The sequence below is a fragment of the Streptomyces sp. NPDC018026 genome, assembly GCF_044327745.1.
Taxonomy (GTDB): domain Bacteria; phylum Actinomycetota; class Actinomycetes; order Streptomycetales; family Streptomycetaceae; genus Streptomyces; species Streptomyces rubrogriseus.
On sequence record NZ_JBIRFY010000004.1, the window covers coordinates 405,243 to 427,801 of the forward strand.

Genomic DNA, 22,559 nt, shown 5'->3' on the forward strand with positions numbered 1-22,559 from the left:
CGACGACCGCGTACGCATGCCCGCCGAAGTTAGTCATCAATTACTAATCAAATCCACGGCAAGTGAACACCCTCTGGGGGAGAGATGTCACAGCAAGGAGCACAAGGAGCACGTCGGAACACCCGCGGCGGGGGAGCCGTCTGGGCCCTCGTCATCACCAGCGTCGCCGGCTTCATGGCGGCCCTGGACAACCTGGTCGTCACCACCGCCCTGCCCTCCATCCGCGAGGACCTGGGCGGCGCGCTGCACGACCTGGAATGGACCGTGAGCGCCTACACGCTCACCTTCGCCGTCCTCCTCATGTCCGGCGCGGCCCTCGGCGACCGCTTCGGCCGCCGCAGGCTCTTCCTGGTCGGCCTCACCGTCTTCACCGGGGCGTCCGCCGCCGCGGCCATGGCACCCGGCATCGACTCGCTCATCGCCGCCCGTGCGGTGCAGGGCGTCGGCGCGGCGATCATGATGCCGCTGACGCTGACCCTGCTCACGGCCGCGGTACCCGCCGAACGCCGCGGGATGGCGTACGGCATCTGGGGCGCCGTCAACGGCCTCGCCGTGGCCTCCGGACCCCTGGTCGGCGGCAGCCTCACCGAGCACATCTCCTGGCAGTGGATCTTCTGGCTGAACGTCCCGCTGGGGCTGGCCCTGCTGCCCCTCGCCCGCCTCCGCCTCGCCGAGTCGCACGGCACCGGCGCCCCGCTCGACATACCCGGCACGCTGCTCGCCAGCGGCGGACTCTTCGGCATCGTCTACGGCCTGGTCCGCGGACCCGTCGACGGCTGGACCGGCTCCGTGGTGCTGACCGCCCTGTTCGCCGGGGCCGCGCTGCTCGTCGGCTTCGTCCTCTACAGCACCCGTGCCAGGAACCCCATGCTCCCCATGCGGCTGTTCCGCTCCCGCGCCTTCGCCGGAGTCAACGCGGCGAGCCTGCTGATGTTCCTGGGGATGTTCGGCTCGATCTTCCTCCTGAGCCAGTACATGCAGGGTGTGCTCGGCTACTCGCCCACCGAGGCGGGCCTGCGCATGCTGCCCTGGACCGGCATGCCGATGCTGGTCGCGCCGATTGCCGGCCTCCTCTCGGACCGGATCGGAGGCCGCCCGGTCGTCGCGACCGGACTCTTCCTCCAGGCGGCCGGCCTCGGCTACCTGGCCTCCGTGATCACGGCCGACGCCTCCTACGCGGTCCAACTGCCCGGTCTGATCATCAGCGGAGTCGGCATGGCCCTCTACTTCGCCCCCGCCTCCGCCCTGGTGATGTCCAGCGTCGCCGCGAAGGAGCAGGGCATCGCATCTGGCGCCAACAACGCACTGCGCGAGGTGGGCGGCGCGCTCGGCATCGCCGTCATGTCGTCCATCTTCGCGGCACAGGGCGGCTACGACTCCCCGCAGACCTTCGTGGACGGACTGCGGCCCGCGATCGCCGTGGGCGCCGCGGTGGTGGCCCTCGGCGGCCTGGCGGCCCTGGCGATCCCGTCCCGCCGCCGCACCGGCGGCCAGGGCCCCACGACCGCACCGAAGACCGAACCGGCGACCGAACCGACCCTCGCCACGACGGCACCGACGCCCCAGCACTGACCGCACGTCACAGCACCACGAGAGGAGTACGACATGCCCACCCTTCCCTGGACCGTGCCGAACGAGCCTCCGCGCGCCACCGAGGTCCACGTCTTCGCGTCCCGATTCGAGACCCGCACCCTGTGGGGAGCGCTGAAGTTCCTGGCGCGCACGCCGGGCGTGTGGCGGCAGGTCGGGCGCGCCCCCGGTGCGTACGGCGCCTCCCTGAAGGCGGAACCCTTCAAGCGGACCTTCTGGACGCTCTCCGCCTGGGAGTCGCCCGAGGCCCTCAAGGCCTTCGCCCGCTCCGGCACCCACGCACCGACCTCCCGCGGGCTGTCGGCGCAGATGCGGGACTCGAAGTTCGCCTCCTGGCCGGCGTCGAGCGACGAGCTCCCGGTCGGCTGGTCGGAGGTGCGCAGGCGCCTGACGTGAGAACGCACCCGGCGACGCTCCGACCGGGCGGGGCGTCGCCGGGTTCCCCTTCCTGCGATCCGGGGCTGTCGGTGCCGTCTCGTAGTCTTGAGCGCGTGCAGGAACTCCACGACGCCCCCCTCGCCCCGCTGACCACCTTCCGCCTGGGCGGGCCCGCCACCCGGCTGCTCACGGCCACCACCGACGCCGAGGTGATCGCCGCCGTCCGCGAGGCCGACGACACCGGGACCCCGCTGCTGCTCGTCGGCGGCGGATCCAACCTGGTCATCGGCGACAAGGGCTTCGACGGCACCGCCCTGCACATCGCCACGCGCGGCTTCCGCCTCGACGGCACGACGCTGGAGCTGGCGGCCGGCGAGATCTGGACCGACGCGGTCGCCCGCACCGTCGAGGCGGGCCTGGCGGGCGTCGAGTGCCTGGCCGGCATCCCCGGCTCGGCGGGCGCGACCCCGATCCAGAACGTCGGCGCGTACGGCCAGGAGGTGTCCGCCACGATCACCGAGGTCACGGCGTACGACCGCCGGAACCGCGAGACGGTCGCCCTCTCCAACGCGGACTGCGCCTTCTCCTACCGCCACAGCCGCTTCAAGGCCGAGCCCGAGCGGTACGTGGTCCTGCGTGTCCGCTTCGAGCTGGAGAACGCCGACGGGCTCTCCGCGCCCCTCCGTTACGCCGAGACGGCCCGCGCCCTCGGTGTCGAGGCGGGCGACCGGGTGCCGCTGGGGGCCGCCCGGGAGACGGTGCTGAAGCTGCGTGCCGGGAAGGGCATGGTGCTGGACCCCGAGGACCACGACACGTGGTCGGCCGGGTCGTTCTTCACCAACCCGATCCTCACGGACGACGAGTTCGCCGCGTTCCGCTCCCGCGTCGCCGGGCGCCTAGGTGCCGACGTGGAGCCGCCCGCCTTCCCGGCCGGGGAGGGGCGCGTCAAGACCTCCGCGGCCTGGCTGATCGACAAGGCGGGCTTCACCAAGGGGTACGGCACGGGTCCCGCGCGCATCTCCACCAAGCACACTCTCGCGCTCACCAACCGGGGCGAGGCGACGACCGAGGATCTGCTCGCGCTGGCCCGTGAGGTGGTCGCCAGGGTCCACGAGGCCTTCGGCGTCACGCTGGTCAACGAACCGGTGACGGTGGGCGTAGCCCTGTAGCAACCGGCGTCCACGTGCCGCCGGTGGGTCGCGCGGCCCGGCGTCGCACCCGGTGCCCGGGGTGGGTGCGGGCGCGAGGGGGACGCGGCCCGGCGTTGCGGGGTGCCGCTGCGCCCACCCGTGCCGCCCCAGCGGCACGACTGCCCGCAGCGGCGGCAGGGGCGAGGCGGCGGGGGAGCCGCGTATGGCGAGGAGGTGGGCGCGGTGTCGGTGGCGGGCCGCAGGCGCGTACGGCGAGAAGGGGCCGGGTCGGGGGGTGTCCGCCCGCAGCGGTTGGCGCGTCAACGCCCCGAGCCTCTTCAAGTGACCGATTTCGCGCCGTTCCGAGGACGGACACCCCCCGGCGCGGCCCCGACCCACCCACCGGAGATATCGCGCCACGCGCACCCCCACCGGACCCGCCGCAGCTCACCGCCTACGCCGCAAGCCAGTCGTCCACCCCCGCCAACAGCTTCCCCTTCACCTCCTCCGGCGCCGCCGACCCCCGCACCGACTGGCGCGCCAGCTCCGCCAGCTCCGCGTCCGTGAACCCGTGGTGCTCGCGCGCGATCTCGTACTGGGCGGCCAGCCGAGACCCGAACAGCAGCGGATCGTCCGCGCCCAGCGCCATCGGCACCCCCGCCTCGAACAGCCTCCGCAGCGGCACGTCCTCCGGCTTCTCGTACACGCCCAGCGCGACGTTCGACGCCGGGCACACCTCGCACGTCACCTGCCGGTCCGCCAGCCGCTTCAGCAGCCGGGGATCCTCCGCCGCCCGCACACCGTGCCCGATCCGGTCCGCCTCCAGGTCGTCCAGACAGTCCCGCACCGACGCCGGACCGGTCAGCTCACCCCCGTGCGGCGCGCTCAGCAGCCCCCCGTCCCGCGCGATCGCGAACGCCCGGTCGAAGTCCCGCGCCATCCCGCGCCGCTCGTCGTTCGACAGCCCGAAGCCCACCACGCCCCGCTCCGCGTACCGCACCGCCAGCCGCGCCAGCGTCCGCGCGTCCAGCGGATGCTTCATCCGGTTCGCGGCGACCAGCACCCGCATCCCGATCCCGGTGTCCCGCACGGTCGTCTCCACCGCGTCCAGGATGATCTCCAGCGCCGGAATCAGCCCGCCCAGCCGCGGCGCGTACGACGTCGGATCGACCTGGATCTCCAGCCACCCCGACCCGTCCCGCAGGTCCTCCTCCGCGGCCTCCCGCACCAGCCGCTGGATGTCCTCCGGCGTCTGCAGGCACGACCGCGCCGCGTCGTACAGCCGCTGGAAGCGGAACCAGCCCCGCTCGTCCGTGGCCCGCAGCTTCGGCGACTCCCCGCGACCGAGGGCCTCGGTCAGCGTTTCGGGCAGCCGTACCCCGTGCTTGTCGGCCAGTTCCAGCAGGGTGCCGGGCCGCATCGACCCGGTGAAGTGCAGGTGGAGATGGGCCTTGGGCAGTTCAGAGACATCACGTACACGCTCCATTCCGTGATCCTGCCGCACGACACGCCCGGCCGGACAGCACTTTCCCCGTACGTGGTCTTGCTCGCACAAACAAACAGGGCCGCACCGGAACGTTCCGGTGCGGCCCCGCGGGCGGAAGGACGGTCAGTCCCGCGCCTCCGCCAGCAGCTTCTGGATCCGGCTCACGCCCTCGACGAGGTCCTCGTCCCCGAGCGCGTACGACAGCCGCAGGTACCCCGGCGTGCCGAACGCCTCACCCGGCACCACCGCGACCTCGGCCTCCTCCAGGATGAGCGCGGCCAGCTCGACCGAGTCCTGCGGACGCTTGCCGCGGATCTCCTTGCCGAGCAGCGCCTTCACCGACGGGTAGGCGTAGAACGCGCCCTCGGGCTCCGGGCACAGCACGCCGTCGATCTCGTTGAGCATCCGCACGATGGTCTGGCGGCGCCGGTCGAAGGCCTCCCGCATCGTCGCCACGGCGTCCAGGTCGCCGGAGACCGCGGCCAGCGCCGCCGCCTGGGACACGTTGGCCACGTTGGACGTGGCGTGCGACTGGAGGTTGGTCGCGGCCTTGACGACGTCCTTCGGGCCGATGACCCACCCGACCCGCCAGCCGGTCATCGCGTACGTCTTCGCCACGCCGTTGACCACGATGCACTTGTCGCGCAGCTCGGGCAGCAGCGCCGGCAGGGACACGGACACGGCGTCGCCGTACACCAGGTGCTCGTAGATCTCGTCGGTCAGCACCCACAGTCCGTGCTCGACGGCCCAGGTGCCGATCGCCTCGGTCTCGGCCTCGCTGTACACCGCTCCCGTCGGGTTCGACGGCGACACGAACAGGACGACCTTGGTCGTCTCGGTGCGCGCGGCCTCCAGCTGCTCCACCGTCACCCGGTAGCCGGTCGTCTCGTCGGCGACGACCTCGACGGGCACACCGCCGGCCAGCCGGATCGACTCCGGGTACGTCGTCCAGTACGGCGCCGGGACGATGACCTCGTCGCCCGGGTCGAGGATCGCGGCGAACGCCTCGTAGATGGCCTGCTTGCCGCCGTTGGTGATGAGGATCTGCGACGGGTCGACCTCGTAGCCGGAGTCGCGCAGCGTCTTCGCGGCGATGGCGGCCTTCAGCTCGGGCAGCCCGCCGGCCGGCGTGTAGCGGTGGAACTTCGGGTTCTTGCACGCCTCGACGGCGGCCTCGACGATGTAGTCCGGCGTCGGGAAGTCGGGCTCACCCGCGCCGAAGCCGATCACGGGACGTCCGGCGGCCTTGAGGGCCTTGGCCTTGGCGTCCACGGCGAGGGTCGCGGACTCGGAGATCGCGCCGACTCGGGCGGAGACCCGGCGCTCGGTGGGAGGGGTTGCAGCGCTCATGACCCCATCGTTCCAGACCGGAAACCTCACGAGCACAGGGGTTTCACGGACTGAACCGGACCGGTCCAGGACCTGAACGCCAGTCCGGTCCCCGGCCTGAACATCAGTCCGGACACGCTTTCTGTTCGACGCCCGGCCCGTGAGCACGTACACTCTCACCTCGTTGGCCTTCAGCGGTCCGCGATCACTCGGTGTACACCAAGCATCCGGGCGAATGCGGTACGTTGGGGGACGAACAAAGGGTCGTAGCTCAATTGGTAGAGCACTGGTCTCCAAAACCAGCGGTTGGGGGTTCAAGTCCCTCCGGCCCTGCTAGACACACCATCGCCAGGATTGTGTGCGCATGTACGTACAGCAATGCACCGCCGTGCGGCTCCAACCGGGCGCGGCACGGCCACGACCCGGAATCAGGTGAGGACGAGTGACGGACGCCGTGGGCTCCATCGACATGCCTGATGCCCAGGACGAGGCGCCGGACTCCAAGAAGAAGTCCCGCAAGGGCGGCAAGCGAGGCAAGAAGGGCCCGCTGAAGCGGCTCGCGCTCTTCTACCGCCAGATCGTCGCGGAGCTGCGCAAGGTCGTCTGGCCCAGCCGCAACCAGCTGACGACGTACACCACCGTGGTGATCATCTTCGTGGTCATCATGATCGGCCTGGTGACTCTGATTGACTATGGCTTCTCTCACGCCGCCAAGTACGTCTTCGGCTGAGTCGAGAGCGAAGGGCGCCGAGGTACCCGGCGCCCCTTTCGCGTGTTCCACCCCTATGTATCCAGGAAGAAGCAGCCACAGTGTCTGACCCGAACGTGAACGACGCCATCGAGCCGGTCGAGTCCGTCGAGGACGAGCTCGGCACCGTCGAGGGCGCCGACAACGAGGACACCGAGGCCTCCGCCGAGGCCGAGGCTGCCGACGACACGGTCGTCGCGGAGACGGACGAGGACGCGGCGGACGAGACCGCCGAGGCCACCGAAGCAGAGGCCACCGAGGCCGAAGCCGAAGCCAACGCCGACGCCGACGCGGCGGAAGCCGAGGAGTCCGAGGAGGAGCCCGAGGCCCCCGAGGCCGAGGAGCCCGAGCTCGACCCGATCGAGAAGCTCCGCCAGGAGCTGCGCGTCCTCCCCGGCGAGTGGTACGTCATCCACACCTACGCCGGTTACGAGAACCGCGTGAAGACCAACCTCGAGCAGCGCGCCGTCTCGCTCAACGTCGAGGACTACATCTTCCAGGCCGAGGTGCCGCAGGAAGAGGTCGTCCAGATCAAGAACGGCGACCGCAAGACGATCCGGCAGAACAAGCTCCCCGGTTACGTCCTGGTGCGCATGGACCTCACCAACGAGTCCTGGGGCGTCGTCCGCAACACCCCCGGCGTCACCGGCTTCGTCGGCAACGCCTACGACCCGTACCCGCTGACGCTGGACGAGATCGTCAAGATGCTCGCCCCGGAGGCCGAGGAGAAGGCCGCCCGCGAGGCCGCCGAGGCCGAGGGCAAGCCGGCGCCGCAGCGCAAGGTCGAGGTCCAGGTGCTGGACTTCGAGGTCGGCGACTCGGTCACCGTCACCGACGGCCCCTTCGCCACCCTCCAGGCCACGATCAACGAGATCAACGCCGACTCGAAGAAGGTCAAGGGCCTCGTCGAGATCTTCGGCCGCGAGACCCCGGTCGAGCTGAGCTTCGACCAGATCCAGAAGAACTAGTACCCCACCGGTACTCCGTCCGCACTCCTTTGGACCTCTGGACCTCTGGACGTACTGCTTCCGACCAGGTCAGGCGCCCGCTCGCGCGGCGTCTGACCTGCTCGGTTTTTGGCCGCGCATCTATACCCGTTATCGTTGTGCGGTATGCCTGTGTCCGGGTAGCTCCCGAACGCGGGCAGGACCCGAATCGAAAGGACCCGGAGAGCTATGCCTCCCAAGAAGAAGAAGGTCACGGGGCTCATCAAGCTCCAGATCCAGGCCGGTGCCGCGAACCCGGCTCCGCCGGTCGGCCCCGCGCTGGGTCAGCACGGCGTCAACATCATGGAGTTCTGCAAGGCCTACAACGCCGCGACCGAGTCGCAGCGCGGCTGGGTCATCCCGGTGGAGATCACGGTCTACGAGGACCGCTCCTTCACCTTCATCACCAAGACGCCGCCGGCCGCCAAGATGATCCTCAAGGCCGCGGGCGTGGAGAAGGGCTCCGGCGAGCCGCACAAGACCAAGGTCGCGAAGATCACGCGTGACCAGGTCCGTGAGATCGCCACCACCAAGATGCCCGACCTCAACGCCAACGACCTGGACCAGGCGGAGAAGATCATCGCCGGTACCGCCCGTTCCATGGGCGTCACGGTCGAGGGCTGACCTCCACCCCCGTAACCACAGCAGTAGTGGCAGGGCCTGCTCGGCCCGCACCACGACTCCTCAGAAGCCACCAGGAGCAGTAGTGAGCAAGCGCAGCAAGTCTCTCCGCGCTGCGGACGCCAAGATCGACCGGGACAAGCTCTACGCCCCGCTCGAGGCCGTCCGTCTCGCCAAGGAGACCTCCACGAGCAAGTTCGACGGCACCGTCGAGGTTGCCTTCCGCCTGGGTGTCGACCCGCGCAAGGCCGACCAGATGGTCCGTGGCACCGTGAACCTCCCGCACGGCACCGGTAAGACCGCCCGGGTCCTGGTCTTCGCGACCGGTGACCGTGCCGAGGCCGCGACCGCCGCGGGCGCCGACATCGTCGGCTCCGACGAACTGATCGACGAGGTGTCGAAGGGCCGTCTGGACTTCGACGCCGTCGTCGCCACCCCGGACCTCATGGGCAAGGTCGGCCGCCTCGGCCGCGTGCTCGGTCCCCGTGGTCTCATGCCGAACCCCAAGACCGGCACCGTGACCCCGGACGTCGCCAAGGCTGTCAACGACATCAAGGGCGGCAAGATCGAGTTCCGCGTCGACAAGCACTCGAACCTGCACTTCATCATCGGCAAGACGTCGTTCGACGACACCAAGCTGGTGGAGAACTACGGCGCGGCGCTGGAGGAGATCCTCCGTCTGAAGCCGTCCGCCGCCAAGGGCCGCTACATCAAGAAGGCCGCCCTCAGCACCACGATGGGCCCGGGCATCCCGCTCGACTCCAACCGCACCCGCAACCTCCTCGTCGAGGAGGACCCGGCCGCGGTCTGAGCGAGCAGCTCGCCCCACCGGTTCACGGGCCCCGCACCTTCCGAGGTGCGGGGCCCGTCCCTTTTGACCCGTCCCTTTTGGCCCGTCCCCTTTTCCGGCGCCCTGGGTTAGCGTGCGGGCAACGGACCGAGCATGGGGCGCGGGGGCCGTACGGGGCGCAAGGGGTGGGCGGATGACGGGCACGACGGCACGCCGTACGGTCGTCTCGGTCGCGGTGTGGGCCGCGCTGGCGTGTGTCACCGCATGCACCGGCCCCGGAGGATCCGACGACTCCAGCGGCTCCACCAGCCCCACCGGCACCACCAGCCCCACCGGCTCCACCGGCTCGACCGGCTCGGTCCCGCCGTCCGCCTCCGCCCCGGCGTCCTCCCGCGCCCCGGCCCTCACCGGACCCTCGGCGGACGCCCTGCGGGCGGTCGAGCGGGCCACCGGACGGGCGGGTTCGGCGCGGGTGGAGTCCACGACCGTGATGGGCCGCGAGCTGTCCCTGGAGGCCGCGGGCGCCCTCGGCTGGGACGACGGCCTCACCGGCACCCTGACGATCACCTACACGGGCGGCACGACCGCCGAGACCATGCGCCGCCTCGGCACCACGGCGATGGAGGCCCGGTACCTGCCCGACGCCTACTACGCCAGGATGGGCGACGAGTTCGCCGAGCGGGTGGGCGGCCGGCACTGGATCAAGTACGTGTACGAGGATCTGGAGGACCTCGGCGGCGGCGCGGGCGCCGGATTCGCCGACCAGATGCGCAACACCACCCCCCACCAGGCCGTGAAGCTCCTGCTGACGGCCGAGGACGTGCGCAGGGTGGGCGAGGAGACGACGCGCGGACGGCGCACCACGCACTGGTCCGGCACGATGGGCGGGGCCACCGCCCAGACCGTCGACATCTGGGTCGACGACCGGAACCTGCTGGTCAAGAAGGTCGAGCGCGGCCGTACGGAGACCGGGGAGCTGACCCAGACCGCGTACTACAGCGACTACGGCGTCGGGGTCCGGGCCGAACGTCCGCCGGCCGCGGACACGGCGGACTTCAAGGAACTGCTGGCGTCACAGGGGAGCTGAAGCCCGTCCGGCGGAGAAATCACAAGATCGTTCGAACCGATTCGGATACGCTCACGTCCTTGTCACAAACGAATGCTGTGGAGCGGCGGTGCGCCTCCTGTGCCCTTCATGCTCCAGTGCGCACCTTGAATCCCGTGGGGGGATATCGATGAAGACTTCCGCGACTTCCGTACGCGTGCCCGTGGGCGCCGGACTCGCCGCGCTGCTGCTCGCCGCCGGAGCGGTGGGCTGTGCCAAGGAGGACAAGGCCTCCGAGTCCCCGGCGATGACGCCCGCGGCCGCCGTCGCCAAGGCGGCGAAGAACACGGAGGAGATCAACTCCCTCCACTACCGCATGACCGGCAAGGTCCCCGAGGAGGGCCGGGTCAAGGCCGAGGCCGAGATGCAGATCAAGCCGACGCTCGCGATGAGCATGAAGATGACGGCGCTCGACCAGGGGGCCGAGGGAACCGCGGAGATCCGGCTCGTCGACAAGGCCATGTACATCGGCGGCGGCCCCGAGGCGGCCAAGGAGATGGACGGCAAGAGCTGGATCAAGTTCGACCTGGCCGCGATGGGCGCCGGCGACGAGCTGAACCAGCTGGGCGGCGCCTCCCAGGCCAACAAGAACCCGGCGACCGAGTCCACCTTCCTCACCGGGGCCAAGGACGTCGAGAAGGTCGGCACCGAGACCGTCGAGGGCGTGAAGACCACCCACTACAAGGGCACGGTCACCCTCGCCGACCTGGAGAAGTCCCTCGGGGACGAGGACAAGGCCACCCGGGACAAGCGCCAGAAGAGCCTTGAGCAGTACGAGAAGATGGGCCTCGACAAGCTCACGATGGACATGTGGGTCGACGGCGACGACCAGACCAAGCAGTTCCGCATGCGCGGCGACGCCGACAAGGGCCCGATGGACATGACCATCACCTTCCTCGGCATCAACGAGCCCGTGAAGGTCACCGCCCCGCCGGCCGGGGAGGTCGCCGACCTGGCCGAGATGATGAAGGAGAGCCAGCAGGGCTGAGGCGCCGCGGGGGCGGATTTGCTTGACACTGCCCCGTTCACGTACGCTTCCACAGAAGCCAAAGACCGCTGGTCGTTGCCGTGTGTTCGAAAGAGGACACGGTGGCCGAAGGATCCGCTGAACTGCGGACGACCCGCGCAGGTGACTGTGGATGAGCTCCCGGAAGTCCCCGCCCCGTGCGGATGACGAACGGTCGAGCCACGCCCCGTGCGCCTGCGCCGGGGCGTTTCGTTTTCCCCAGTCCTCCTTCGGGTCCGCGCGGTCCGAATCACCCGGAAGGAGGCCGAGGCTCTATGGCGACGCCCGAAAAGGCTGCCGCGGTTGCCGAGCTGACGGACAAGTTCCGCAGCTCCAACGCCGCCGTGCTGACCGAGTACCGCGGTCTCACCGTGGCGCAGCTCAAGACGCTGCGCCGGTCGCTCGGTGAGAACGCCCAGTACGCCGTGGTGAAGAACACGCTGACCAAGATTGCGGCCAACGAGGCCGGGATCACGCTCGACGACCAGCTCTTCGCTGGTCCGACGGCCGTCGCCTTCGTCACCGGTGACCCGGTGGAGTCGGCGAAGGGTCTGCGCGACTTCGCCAAGGACAACCCGAATCTCGTCATCAAGGGCGGTGTCCTTGACGGCAAGGCGATGTCCGCCGACGAGATCAAGAAGCTTGCGGACCTCGAGTCCCGCGAGGTTCTGCTCTCCAAGCTGGCGGGTGCCTTCAAGGGCAAGCAGTCCCAGACTGCTCAGCTCTTCCAGGCGCTTCCCTCGAAGCTCGTCCGCACCGTGGACGCGCTCCGTGCCAAGCAGGACGAGCAGGGCGGTGCCGAGTAACTCGGCTCGCTTTCTGGTCCGGGCCGCCTGAGCGCGGCGCGGATCGCAGCGGGCCGACGTACGCCCGCCACACCCCGTACATCCGGCACCTGCCGAATTAGTGGAAGGACCGCCATCATGGCGAAGCTCAGCCAGGACGACCTGCTCGCCCAGTTCGAGGAGATGACCCTCATCGAGCTCTCCGAGTTCGTGAAGGCCTTCGAGGAGAAGTTCGACGTCACCGCCGCCGCCGCGGTCGCCGTGGCCGGCCCCGCCGCCCCGGGCGCCCCGGTCGAGGCCGCTGCCGAGCAGGACGAGTTCGACGTCATCCTCACGGGTGCCGGCGACAAGAAGATCCAGGTCATCAAGGTCGTGCGCGAGCTGACCTCGCTGGGTCTGAAGGAGGCCAAGGACCTCGTGGACGGCGCCCCGAAGCCCGTCCTCGAGAAGGTCGCCAAGGACGCCGCCGAGAAGGCCGCCGAGTCCCTCAAGGGCGCCGGCGCCTCCGTCGAGGTCAAGTAAGACCGCACCGGCACCACGGATCCGTCAGGGTCTGTAACGCCGTAGCACCGAAGAGCGATCATCCATCCGGGTGGTCGCTCTTCGGCGTATCCGGGGTCAGGCGGCGGTCGCCTTGCACGTGTGACGGTGAAGAGTAGGGTGATCTTCGTCGTGCCGTCGCCGGGGCCCTGAGAGCCCCCTGGCGGCAACCGGTTTGGGCAAGGGGGGCCTTGACGAACCGCACGCAGCGCGCAATTCTCAGGGCGTCGTCACAAGGATCCGAATCCGAGGCATGGATCGACGGCGAAGAGGGCAGTATCTGGGTGCGTTGAGGGCGAGGCCTTGCCGCACAGGTGGTGAGAACAACGAGGAGCGAACACGGTCCCCGAGAACCGCACTGGACATCAGTGTGCCAAGTGGCTACACTGACCCTTTGCGCTGCCTGTTAGCTGCCCCCTGCCCGTCACCAGGGGTCTGCCCTCGCCCGAGCACTGACGACCAGAGCATGCCTGACCTGGCTCTTTAGCCACATCAGGCACCCCCTGTCTCCGTGCACGGAAGAGGGGCCGGTACGCGCGTAGTGAGTCCGAGCCCTCGGAAGGACCCCCTCTTGGCCGCCTCGCGCAATGCCTCGACCGCGAATACGAACAACGCTGCCAGCACCGCCCCGCTGCGCATCTCCTTTGCAAAGATCAAGGAGCCCCTCGAGGTTCCGAACCTTCTCGCGCTGCAAACCGAGAGCTTCGACTGGCTGCTCGGCAACGACGCCTGGAAGGCTCGCGTCGAGTCGGCTCTGGAGTCCGGTCAGGACGTCCCCACCAAGTCCGGTCTGGAGGAGATCTTCGAGGAGATCTCCCCGATCGAGGACTTCTCCGGGTCGATGTCGCTGACGTTCCGCGACCACCGTTTCGAGCCCCCGAAGAACAGCATCGACGAGTGCAAGGACCGCGACTTCACGTACGCGGCCCCGCTCTTCGTCACCGCCGAGTTCACCAACAACGAGACCGGCGAGATCAAGTCCCAGACGGTCTTCATGGGCGACTTCCCGCTCATGACCAACAAGGGCACCTTCGTCATCAACGGCACCGAGCGTGTCGTCGTGTCGCAGCTGGTCCGTTCGCCGGGTGTCTACTTCGACTCCTCCATCGACAAGACGTCCGACAAGGACATCTTCTCCGCCAAGATCATCCCGTCCCGGGGTGCCTGGCTGGAGATGGAGATCGACAAGCGCGACATGGTCGGTGTGCGCATCGACCGCAAGCGCAAGCAGTCCGTGACCGTCCTGCTCAAGGCTCTCGGTTGGACGACCGAGCAGATCCTCGAGGAGTTCGGCGAGTACGAGTCCATGCGCGCCACCCTGGAGAAGGACCACACCCAGGGCCAGGACGACGCGCTGCTCGACATCTACCGCAAGCTGCGTCCGGGCGAGCCCCCCACGCGTGAGGCCGCGCAGACGCTGCTCGAGAACCTCTACTTCAACCCGAAGCGCTACGACCTCGCCAAGGTCGGCCGCTACAAGGTGAACAAGAAGCTCGGCGCGGACGAGCCGCTGGACGCCGGCGTGCTCACCACCGACGACGTCATCGCCACCATCAAGTACCTGGTGAAGCTGCACGCCGGTGAGACCGAGACGGTCGGCGAGTCGGGCCGGGAGATCGTCGTCGAGACCGACGACATCGACCACTTCGGCAACCGCCGCATCCGCAACGTCGGCGAGCTGATCCAGAACCAGGTCCGTACGGGTCTCGCCCGTATGGAGCGCGTCGTGCGCGAGCGCATGACCACCCAGGACGTCGAGGCGATCACGCCGCAGACCCTGATCAACATCCGGCCGGTCGTCGCCTCCATCAAGGAGTTCTTCGGCACCAGCCAGCTGTCCCAGTTCATGGACCAGAACAACCCGCTGTCGGGGCTGACGCACAAGCGTCGTCTGAACGCCCTCGGCCCGGGTGGTCTCTCCCGTGAGCGGGCCGGCTTCGAGGTCCGCGACGTGCACCCGTCGCACTACGGCCGCATGTGCCCGATCGAGACGCCCGAAGGCCCGAACATCGGTCTGATCGGCTCGCTCGCCTCGTACGGCCGGATCAACCCCTTCGGCTTCATCGAGACGCCGTACCGCAAGGTCGTCGACGGCCAGGTCACGGACGACGTGGACTACCTGACCGCCGACGAGGAGGACCGCTTCGTCATCGCGCAGGCCAACGCCACGCTCAACGACGACATGCGCTTCTCCGAGGCCCGCGTCCTGGTCCGCCGCCGTGGCGGAGAGGTCGACTACGTCCCCGGTGACGACGTCGACTACATGGACGTCTCGCCGCGCCAGATGGTGTCGGTCGCGACCGCGATGATCCCGTTCCTGGAGCACGACGACGCCAACCGTGCCCTCATGGGCGCGAACATGATGCGTCAGGCCGTGCCGCTCATCAAGAGCGAGTCCCCGCTCGTCGGCACCGGCATGGAGTACCGCTCCGCCGCCGACGCCGGCGACGTGGTCAAGGCCGAGAAGGCGGGTGTGGTCCAGGAGGTCTCCGCGGACTACATCACCACGACCAACGACGACGGCACGTACATCACGTACCGCCTGGCCAAGTTCTCCCGGTCCAACCAGGGCACCTCGGTCAACCAGAAGGTCATCGTCGCCGAGGGCGACCGGATCATCGAGGGCCAGGTCCTGGCCGACGGTCCGGCCACCGAGAACGGCGAGATGGCGCTCGGCAAGAACCTGCTGGTCGCGTTCATGCCGTGGGAGGGTCACAACTACGAGGACGCGATCATCCTGTCGCAGCGCCTCGTGCAGGACGACGTCCTCTCCTCGATCCACATCGAGGAGCACGAGGTCGACGCCCGTGACACCAAGCTCGGCCCCGAGGAGATCACCCGGGACATCCCGAACGTCTCCGAGGAGGTCCTCGCCGACCTCGACGAGCGCGGCATCATCCGCATCGGTGCCGAGGTCGTCGCCGGCGACATCCTCGTCGGCAAGGTCACGCCCAAGGGCGAGACCGAGCTGACGCCGGAGGAGCGCCTGCTCCGCGCGATCTTCGGTGAGAAGGCCCGTGAGGTCCGCGACACCTCGCTGAAGGTCCCGCACGGCGAGATCGGCAAGGTCATCGGCGTCCGCGTCTTCGACCGCGAGGAGGGCGACGAGCTTCCCCCCGGTGTGAACCAGCTGGTGCGCGTGTACGTGGCGCAGAAGCGCAAGATCACCGACGGTGACAAGCTCGCCGGCCGGCACGGCAACAAGGGCGTCATCTCCAAGATCAACCCGATCGAGGACATGCCGTTCCTGGAGGACGGCACGCCCGTCGACATCATCCTGAACCCGCTGGGTGTCCCGTCCCGAATGAACCCGGGACAGGTCCTGGAGATCCACCTCGGCTGGCTCGCCAGCCGCGGCTGGGACGTCTCCGGCCTCGCGGAGGAGTGGGCGCAGCGCCTCCAGGTGATCGGCGCCGACAAGGTCGAGCCCGGCACCAACGTCGCCACCCCGGTCTTCGACGGTGCGCGCGAGGACGAGCTGGCCGGCCTGCTCCAGCACACCATCCCGAACCGGGACGGCGAGCGCATGGTGCTCCCGTCCGGCAAGGCGCGGCTGTTCGACGGCCGCAGCGGTGAGCCGTTCCCGGAGCCGATCTCGGTCGGCTACATGTACATCCTCAAGCTCCACCACCTGGTCGACGACAAGCTGCACGCCCGGTCGACCGGCCCGTACTCGATGATCACCCAGCAGCCGCTGGGTGGTAAGGCCCAGTTCGGTGGCCAGCGCTTCGGTGAGATGGAGGTGTGGGCGCTGGAGGCGTACGGCGCCGCGTACGCCCTCCAGGAGCTGCTGACCATCAAGTCCGACGACGTGACCGGCCGCGTGAAGGTCTACGAGGCCATCGTCAAGGGCGAGAACATCCCTGAGCCCGGCATCCCCGAGTCCTTCAAGGTGCTCATCAAGGAGATGCAGTCCCTGTGCCTCAACGTGGAGGTGCTGTCCTCGGACGGCATGTCCATCGAGATGCGTGACACCGACGAGGACGTCTTCCGCGCAGCGGAGGAGCTCGGCATCGACCTGTCCCGGCGCGAGCCGAGCAGCGTCGAAGAGGTCTGACGGGAGTCAGGCGGGGCCTGTCATCCACAGGCCCCGCCGATCCCGCGACCCCCGTTTCAGACCACAGACTTACAACCCTGAGAGGGATTGACGCATAGTGCTCGACGTCAACTTCTTCGACGAGCTCCGGATCGGTCTGGCCACCGCTGACGACATCCGTCAGTGGAGCCACGGCGAGGTCAAGAAGCCCGAGACCATCAACTACCGCACCCTCAAGCCCGAAAAGGACGGACTCTTCTGCGAGAAGATCTTCGGTCCGACCCGGGACTGGGAGTGCTACTGCGGCAAGTACAAGCGCGTCCGCTTCAAGGGCATCATCTGTGAGCGCTGCGGCGTCGAGGTCACTCGCGCCAAGGTGCGCCGTGAGCGGATGGGCCACATCGAGCTGGCCGCCCCCGTCACCCACATCTGGTACTTCAAGGGCGTCCCGTCGCGCCTGGGCTACCTGCTGGACCTGGCGCCGAAGGACCTCGAGAAGGTCATCTACTTCGCCGCGTACATGATCACCTTCGTGGACGAGGAGCGCCGCACGCGCGACCTGCCCTCGCTGGAGGCGCACGTCTCCGTCGAGCGCCAGCAGATCGAGCAGCGCCGCGACTCCGACCTGGAGGCCCGCGCCAAGAAGCTCGAGACCGACCTGGCCGAGCTGGAGGCCGAGGGAGCCAAGGCCGACGTGCGCCGCAAGGTGCGCGAGGGTGCCGAGCGCGAGATGAAGCAGCTGCGCGACCGTGCGCAGCGCGAGATCGACCGCCTCGACGAGGTGTGGAACCGGTTCAAGAACCTCAAGGTCCAGGACCTGGAGGGCGACGAGCTGCTCTACCGCGAGCTGCGCGACCGCTTCGGCACCTACTTCGACGGCTCGATGGGCGCCGCCGCGCTGCAGAAGCGCCTGGAGTCCTTCGACCTCGACGAGGAGGCCGAGCGCCTCCGCGAGATCATCCGCACCGGCAAGGGCCAGAAGAAGACCCGTGCGCTCAAGCGCCTCAAGGTCGTCTCCGCGTTCCTGCAGACCAGCAACAGCCCCAAGGGCATGGTGCTGGACTGCGTGCCGGTCATCCCGCCGGACCTGCGTCCGATGGTGCAGCTGGACGGTGGCCGCTTCGCGACCTCCGACCTGAACGACCTGTACCGCCGCGTGATCAACCGCAACAACCGCCTGAAGCGGCTTCTCGACCTCGGCGCGCCCGAGATCATCGTGAACAACGAGAAGCGCATGCTCCAGGAGGCCGTGGACGCACTCTTCGACAACGGCCGTCGCGGCCGCCCGGTGACGGGCCCCGGCAACCGTCCGCTGAAGTCGCTGTCCGACATGCTCAAGGGCAAGCAGGGCCGCTTCCGTCAGAACCTGCTCGGCAAGCGAGTCGACTACTCGGCGCGTTCCGTCATCGTCGTCGGCCCGCAGCTGAAGCTGCACCAGTGCGGTCTGCCCAAGGCCATGGCGCTGGAGCTCTTCAAGCCGTTCGTGATGAAGCGCCTGGTCGACCTGAACCACGCGCAGAACATCAAGAGCGCCAAGCGCATGGTCGAGCGCGGCCGCACGGTCGTGTACGACGTGCTGGAAGAGGTCATCGCGGAGCACCCGGTTCTGCTGAACCGCGCTCCCACCCTGCACCGCCTCGGCATCCAGGCCTTCGAGCCGCAGCTGGTCGAGGGCAAGGCCATCCAGATCCACCCGCTCGTCTGCACCGCGTTCAACGCGGACTTCGACGGTGACCAGATGGCCGTGCACCTGCCGCTGTCCGCGGAGGCGCAGGCCGAGGCCCGCATCCTGATGCTGTCCTCGAACAACATCCTCAAGCCGGCCGACGGCCGTCCGGTGACGATGCCGACCCAGGACATGGTCCTCGGTCTGTTCTTCCTCACCACCGACGGCGAGGGCCGGGACCTCAAGGGTGAGAACCGTGCCTTCGGGTCCGCCGCCGAGGCGATCATGGCGTTCGACGCGGGCGACCTGTCGCTCCAGTCGAAGGTCGACATCCGCTTCCCGGTGGGCACCATCCCGCCCCGCGGCTGGGAGCCCCCGGCCCGCGAGGAGGGCGAGCCGGAGTGGCAGCAGGGCGACACCTTCACCCTGCGCACCACGCTGGGCCGCGCGCTCTTCAACGAGCTGCTGCCCGAGGACTACCCGTTCGTCGACTACGAGGTCGGCAAGAAGCAGCTCTCCGAGATCGTCAACGACCTCGCCGAGCGCTACCCCAAGGTCATCGTGGCGGCGACGCTCGACAACCTGAAGGCGGCCGGCTTCTTCTGGGCGACCCGTTCCGGCGTCACCGTGGCCATCTCCGACGTCGTCGTTCCCGAGGCGAAGAAGGAGATCGTCAAGGGTTACGAGGCGCAGGACGAGAAGGTCCAGAAGCAGTACGAGCGCGGTCTGATCACCAAGGACGAGCGCACGCAGGAGCTCATCGCGATCTGGACCAAGGCGACCAACGAGGTCGCCGAGGCGATGAACGACAACTTCCCGAAGACCAACCCGATCTTCATGATGGTGAACTCGGGTGCACGAGGCAACATGATGCAGATGCGTCAGATCGCCGGTATGCGTGGTCTGGTGTCGAACGCGAAGAACGAGACGATCCCGCGTCCCATCAAGGCCTCCTTCCGTGAGGGCCTGTCCGTGCTGGAGTACTTCATCTCCACGCACGGTGCCCGTAAGGGTCTGGCGGACACCGCGCTGCGGACCGCCGACTCGGGTTACCTCACGCGTCGTCTGGTCGACGTCTCCCAGGACGTCATCATTCGCGAGGAGGACTGCGGCACCGAGCGCGGCCTCAAGCTGCCGATCGCCACGCGCGACGCGGACGGCACGCTGCGCAAGGCCGAGGACGTCGAGACCAGCGTGTACGCCCGCATGCTCGCCGAGGACGTCGTCATCGACGGCAAGGTGATCGCGCCGGCCAACGTCGACCTCGGTGACGTCCTGATCGACGCCCTGGTCGCCCACGGCGTCGAGGAGGTCAAGACCCGCTCGATCCTGACCTGTGAGTCGCAGGTCGGCACGTGCGCCATGTGCTACGGCCGCTCGCTGGCCACCGGCAAGCTGGTCGACATCGGTGAGGCGGTCGGCATCATCGCCGCCCAGTCCATCGGTGAGCCCGGCACCCAGCTGACGATGCGTACCTTCCACACCGGTGGTGTGGCCGGTGACGACATCACGCAGGGTCTGCCGCGTGTCGTCGAGCTCTTCGAGGCCCGTACCCCGAAGGGTGTCGCCCCGATCTCCGAGGCCTCCGGCCGCGTCCGGATCGAGGAGACCGAGAAGACCAAGAAGCTCGTCGTCACCCCCGACGACGGCAGCGACGAGACGGCGTTCCCGATCTCGAAGCGTGCCCGTCTGCTGGTGGGCGAGGGCGACCACGTCGAGGTGGGCCAGAAGCTCACCGTGGGTGCCACCAACCCGCACGACGTGCTGCGCATCCTGGGTCAGCGTGCCGTCCAGGTCCACCTGGTCGGCGAGGTCCAGAAGGTCTACAACTCGCAGGGCGTGTCGATCCACGACAAGCACATCGAGATCATCATCCGGCAGATGCTGCGCCGCGTGACGATCATCGAGTCCGGCGACGCCGAGCTGCTGCCCGGCGAGCTGGTCGAGCGGACGAAGTTCGAGACCGAGAACCGTCGTGTGGTCCAGGAGGGCGGTCACCCGGCCTCCGGTCGTCCGCAGCTGATGGGTATCACCAAGGCCTCGCTGGCGACGGAATCCTGGCTGTCGGCCGCCTCCTTCCAGGAGACGACCCGAGTCCTGACGGACGCGGCGATCAACGCCAAGTCCGACAGCCTCATCGGCCTCAAGGAGAACGTCATCATCGGTAAGCTCATCCCGGCCGGTACGGGTCTGTCCCGCTACCGCAACATCCGGGTGGAGCCGACCGAGGAGGCCAAGGCCGCGATGTACTCGGCCGTCGGCTACGACGACATCGACTACTCGCCGTTCGGCACGGGCTCCGGCCAGGCCGTTCCGCTGGAGGACTACGACTACGGTCCGTACAACCAGTAAGCGGGCAGCTTGATACGACCGAAGGGCGGTCACCCCGAGCGGGTGGCCGCCCTTCGGCGTGCCGTGCCCTGTCGCCAGAGTGCGAAGCAGCCTGGGGGGAATGTGCCTGACAAAAGAGAGGTGCCGAACAATCTGCCGGCCGCCGGAATCGCGGTCCTCGTCCTCAACCTGCTCATCTGGGGTGGGGCGAGCAGCTTCGCCGCGTTCCTGTGGGACTTCGCCGGGCGGGCCTCGAACTGCGGGCCGCGGGTCGGCGTGCCGTGCCCGGAGGGCACCGGGTACGGGCTGGCGGGGCCGTGGGTGGCGGCGCTCGCCGCGCTGGCGCTGCTCGCCCACCTGTGGCGGGAGGGGGTCCGAGGACCCATGCCGGCCGCCGCCGTGCCCTTCGTGCTGGGCGCGGTCCTCGGGGTCCGCTTCCTGTGGTCCGCCGTGTTCTTCGCCGACGATTCCCGGAGCCGGATCGTCATGGCGGTCGTAGGAGTGCTGCTCGGCGGTCTGCTCGGTGCGCTGTACGGGCGTTGGCTGTTCGGCAGGTGGGGTGCCGCGCTGCTGCTGCGGGCGGTGCGGCTGGACCGCGGTGGTCCGGTGCCGGCGTCTGGGCCCGCGCAGGAGGGCGCCCGCAGCGTCCTTCTCGCGCTGAGCCTGACGAGCGCGGTGCTCGGCTGTGCCGGTGGGGCGGTGCTGGTCTGACCGCCCAGCGGCTTCCCTACGGCACGCCCAGTTCGAAGATGACGTAGTGGGCGTACCAGCCGGAGGCGATCGCGGCCGTGGTGAAGAAGACCGCCAGGGTCGGCAGTTTCAGGCGGCTCAGGGCCGCGGCCGGGGCCAGGAGGAGGGGGAAGGCGGGGAGCAGGTAGCGCATGGTGTTGCCGAACATCTGCTGGGTGCCCAGGACCGTGACGATCGTCGCCAGGGTGTAGGCGACCAGGACCAGCGGGGGCCTCTTGCGCAGCATCAGGGCGATGAGGAAGGGCAGCGCCAGGACCAGCTGTAGGGAGAGCAGGTCCGGGGTGGAGAAGGCGAAGGGGTAGTCGCCGCGGCCCACCGCGAGGTTGCGCAGCACGTCCCAGGTGTAGGCGCCGTAGTCGAAGAAGTGCGCCCAGCCCTCGCGCTGGAGGGTGAAGTAGGCCGTGGCCTCGCCGGTGCTCCAGCCGACCCAGGCGATGTAGGAGAGCAGGCCGAGCGGCGCGACGAGCATCGCGTACACGGGGCCGCGTACGCCGTGCTCGCACCGGGAGGCGGGGCGGGCCAGCGTGACCAGGGCGGCCAGGCCCACGGCGCCTATGAGGACGGCGGACGTGGGCCGGTTCAGGCCGGCCGTGAAGGCGAGCAGGCCCGCCGTCACCCAGCGGCCCTTCATCACGGCGTAGCAGGTCCAGGCGGCGATGGCGACGAACAGGGACTCGGAGTACACCGCCCACTCGACGCCCGCGCCCGGCGCCACCGCCCACAGTCCGGCCGCGACGGTGCCCGCCCGCGCTCCCGCGAGCAGCGAGATCACGGCGTAGATCCCCGCCGCCGCGATGAAGGAGGAGACGACGGAGACCAGGATGCCGGAGCCGTACAGGCCGAGGCCGGTGGACTCCGAGACCATGCGGATGAGCGCCGGGTAGAGCGGGAAGAACGCGACTGAGTTCTGCTGGACCGTGAACAGGCCGTCGCCGCCGAGCCGCACCAGGGAAGGGCTGTAGCCGTGCTCGGCGACCTGGAGGTACCACCAGCCGTCCCAGGTGGCCAGTACGTCCCACCAGTGGGCGCCGCCGCCGAAGCGCGGGTTCTTCCCCCGGAAGTCACCGGCGTGGGTGAGGAGGGAGGCGAAGACCCCGAGGCCGACGAGTTTCGTGATGCCGTACAGCGCCAGCGGGGCGAGGTAGGGCCGGGCGCCGGGCGGGAGGGCGGGGAGCCGGCTCCGCCAGGAGCGTGCCGCCCCCTCGCCGCCGGCCGGCCGTTCGCCGGTACCGTCCGGCCCGTCCGTCACCGTGTCGTCGGCAGCCGTGTCCATGGCTGTCAT

17 protein-coding genes and 1 tRNA gene are annotated in these 22,559 nt (G+C 69.1%); 15 read left to right on the forward strand and 3 right to left on the reverse strand.

Translation table 11 applies throughout. The features are described from left to right. Positions 1-84: 84 nt before the first annotated feature. From ACH4D3_RS15940 to ACH4D3_RS15950, 3 genes are all read left to right on the forward strand, one after another. Positions 85-1,572 carry an MFS transporter gene (locus ACH4D3_RS15940; RefSeq protein ID WP_398322146.1) on the forward strand — a complete coding sequence of 496 codons (1,488 nt, stop codon included), beginning with the start codon at positions 85-87 and terminating at the stop codon, positions 1,570-1,572. A 33-nt stretch (positions 1,573-1,605) separates the two neighbouring features. Continuing rightward, positions 1,606-1,986: a DUF3291 domain-containing protein gene (locus ACH4D3_RS15945; RefSeq protein ID WP_398322149.1), complete on the forward strand. Its 381-nt coding sequence runs from the start codon at positions 1,606-1,608 to the stop codon at positions 1,984-1,986. Positions 1,987-2,081: 95 nt separating this feature from the next. Further along, positions 2,082-3,137, forward strand: coding sequence for a UDP-N-acetylmuramate dehydrogenase (locus ACH4D3_RS15950; protein WP_398322151.1), 1,056 nt, complete (start codon positions 2,082-2,084; stop codon positions 3,135-3,137). A gap of 415 nt (positions 3,138-3,552) precedes the next feature. Here the strand turns inward: ACH4D3_RS15950 and ACH4D3_RS15955 are convergent, their stop codons facing one another. Both ACH4D3_RS15955 and ACH4D3_RS15960 read right to left on the reverse strand, forming a co-directional pair. Beyond that, a complete protein-coding gene (locus ACH4D3_RS15955) occupies positions 3,553-4,584 on the reverse strand; it encodes an adenosine deaminase (protein WP_398322154.1) in 1,032 nt (343 codons plus the stop codon). Positions 4,585-4,707: 123 nt separating this feature from the next. Beyond that, entirely contained in the window at positions 4,708-5,934 is a 1,227-nt protein-coding gene (locus tag ACH4D3_RS15960) for a pyridoxal phosphate-dependent aminotransferase (RefSeq protein ID WP_398322157.1), read from the reverse strand. Positions 5,935-6,173: 239 nt separating this feature from the next. Here ACH4D3_RS15960 and ACH4D3_RS15965 point away from each other — a divergent pair. The 12 genes from ACH4D3_RS15965 (at position 6,174) to ACH4D3_RS16020 (ending at position 21,238) form a co-directional block, all read left to right on the forward strand. Continuing rightward, positions 6,174-6,246: transfer RNA gene (locus tag ACH4D3_RS15965), tRNA-Trp, on the forward strand. Positions 6,247-6,355: 109 nt separating this feature from the next. Further along, positions 6,356-6,643, forward strand: a complete 288-nt coding sequence (gene secE / locus ACH4D3_RS15970) for a preprotein translocase subunit SecE (RefSeq protein ID WP_007443916.1) — start codon at positions 6,356-6,358, stop codon at positions 6,641-6,643. A gap of 80 nt (positions 6,644-6,723) precedes the next feature. Then, positions 6,724-7,629, forward strand: a complete 906-nt coding sequence (gene nusG / locus ACH4D3_RS15975) for a transcription termination/antitermination protein NusG (RefSeq protein WP_398322161.1) — start codon at positions 6,724-6,726, stop codon at positions 7,627-7,629. Between the two features lie 207 nt (positions 7,630-7,836). Continuing rightward, positions 7,837-8,271 (forward strand): 50S ribosomal protein L11, encoded by a 435-nt coding sequence (rplK, locus tag ACH4D3_RS15980; protein ID WP_003974315.1) that lies wholly within the window; start codon positions 7,837-7,839, stop codon positions 8,269-8,271. 82 nt (positions 8,272-8,353) lie between these two features. Next, positions 8,354-9,079 carry a 50S ribosomal protein L1 gene (rplA, locus tag ACH4D3_RS15985; RefSeq protein ID WP_003974314.1) on the forward strand — a complete coding sequence of 242 codons (726 nt, stop codon included), beginning with the start codon at positions 8,354-8,356 and terminating at the stop codon, positions 9,077-9,079. A 172-nt stretch (positions 9,080-9,251) separates the two neighbouring features. Next, positions 9,252-10,145: a hypothetical protein gene (locus tag ACH4D3_RS15990; RefSeq protein WP_398322165.1), complete on the forward strand. Its 894-nt coding sequence runs from the start codon at positions 9,252-9,254 to the stop codon at positions 10,143-10,145. A 148-nt stretch (positions 10,146-10,293) separates the two neighbouring features. After that, positions 10,294-11,151, forward strand: a complete 858-nt coding sequence (locus tag ACH4D3_RS15995; protein ID WP_398322168.1) for a DUF1396 domain-containing protein — start codon at positions 10,294-10,296, stop codon at positions 11,149-11,151. Positions 11,152-11,444: 293 nt separating this feature from the next. Beyond that, positions 11,445-11,975, forward strand: coding sequence for a 50S ribosomal protein L10 (gene rplJ / locus ACH4D3_RS16000; protein ID WP_003974311.1), 531 nt, complete (start codon positions 11,445-11,447; stop codon positions 11,973-11,975). Positions 11,976-12,092: 117 nt separating this feature from the next. Continuing rightward, entirely contained in the window at positions 12,093-12,476 is a 384-nt protein-coding gene (gene rplL / locus ACH4D3_RS16005) for a 50S ribosomal protein L7/L12 (RefSeq protein ID WP_003974310.1), read from the forward strand. Between the two features lie 589 nt (positions 12,477-13,065). Next, complete coding sequence (gene rpoB, locus ACH4D3_RS16010; protein WP_398322171.1) at positions 13,066-16,551, forward strand: DNA-directed RNA polymerase subunit beta; 3,486 nt, start codon at positions 13,066-13,068, stop codon at positions 16,549-16,551. Positions 16,552-16,648: 97 nt separating this feature from the next. Next, positions 16,649-20,548 (forward strand): DNA-directed RNA polymerase subunit beta', encoded by a 3,900-nt coding sequence (locus ACH4D3_RS16015; RefSeq protein ID WP_271154286.1) that lies wholly within the window; start codon positions 16,649-16,651, stop codon positions 20,546-20,548. Between the two features lie 120 nt (positions 20,549-20,668). After that, positions 20,669-21,238, forward strand: coding sequence for a hypothetical protein (locus ACH4D3_RS16020; protein WP_398322173.1), 570 nt, complete (start codon positions 20,669-20,671; stop codon positions 21,236-21,238). A gap of 16 nt (positions 21,239-21,254) precedes the next feature. Here ACH4D3_RS16020 and ACH4D3_RS16025 read toward each other — a convergent pair whose 3' ends face one another. Then, on the reverse strand, positions 21,255-22,550 hold the full coding sequence (locus ACH4D3_RS16025; protein ID WP_398322175.1) for a hypothetical protein: 1,296 nt from the start codon (positions 22,548-22,550) through the stop codon (positions 21,255-21,257). Positions 22,551-22,559: the final 9 nt, after the last annotated feature.

Bases quoted from the DNA above. Each gene is read 5' to 3' on its own strand.
- ACH4D3_RS15940 (WP_398322146.1), top strand. From the start codon at position 85: ATGTCACAGCAAGGAGCACAAGGAGCACGTCGGAACACCCGCGGCGGG.
- ACH4D3_RS15945 (WP_398322149.1), top strand. From the start codon at position 1,606: ATGCCCACCCTTCCCTGGACCGTGCCGAACGAGCCTCCGCGCGCCACC.
- ACH4D3_RS15955 (WP_398322154.1), bottom strand. From the start codon at position 4,584: ATGGAGCGTGTACGTGATGTCTCTGAACTGCCCAAGGCCCATCTCCAC.
- ACH4D3_RS15960 (WP_398322157.1), bottom strand. From the start codon at position 5,934: ATGAGCGCTGCAACCCCTCCCACCGAGCGCCGGGTCTCCGCCCGAGTC.
- rplK (WP_003974315.1), top strand. From the start codon at position 7,837: ATGCCTCCCAAGAAGAAGAAGGTCACGGGGCTCATCAAGCTCCAGATC.
- ACH4D3_RS15990 (WP_398322165.1), top strand. From the start codon at position 9,252: ATGACGGGCACGACGGCACGCCGTACGGTCGTCTCGGTCGCGGTGTGG.
- ACH4D3_RS15995 (WP_398322168.1), top strand. From the start codon at position 10,294: ATGAAGACTTCCGCGACTTCCGTACGCGTGCCCGTGGGCGCCGGACTC.
- rplJ (WP_003974311.1), top strand. From the start codon at position 11,445: ATGGCGACGCCCGAAAAGGCTGCCGCGGTTGCCGAGCTGACGGACAAG.
- rplL (WP_003974310.1), top strand. From the start codon at position 12,093: ATGGCGAAGCTCAGCCAGGACGACCTGCTCGCCCAGTTCGAGGAGATG.
- ACH4D3_RS16025 (WP_398322175.1), bottom strand. From the start codon at position 22,550: ATGGACACGGCTGCCGACGACACGGTGACGGACGGGCCGGACGGTACC.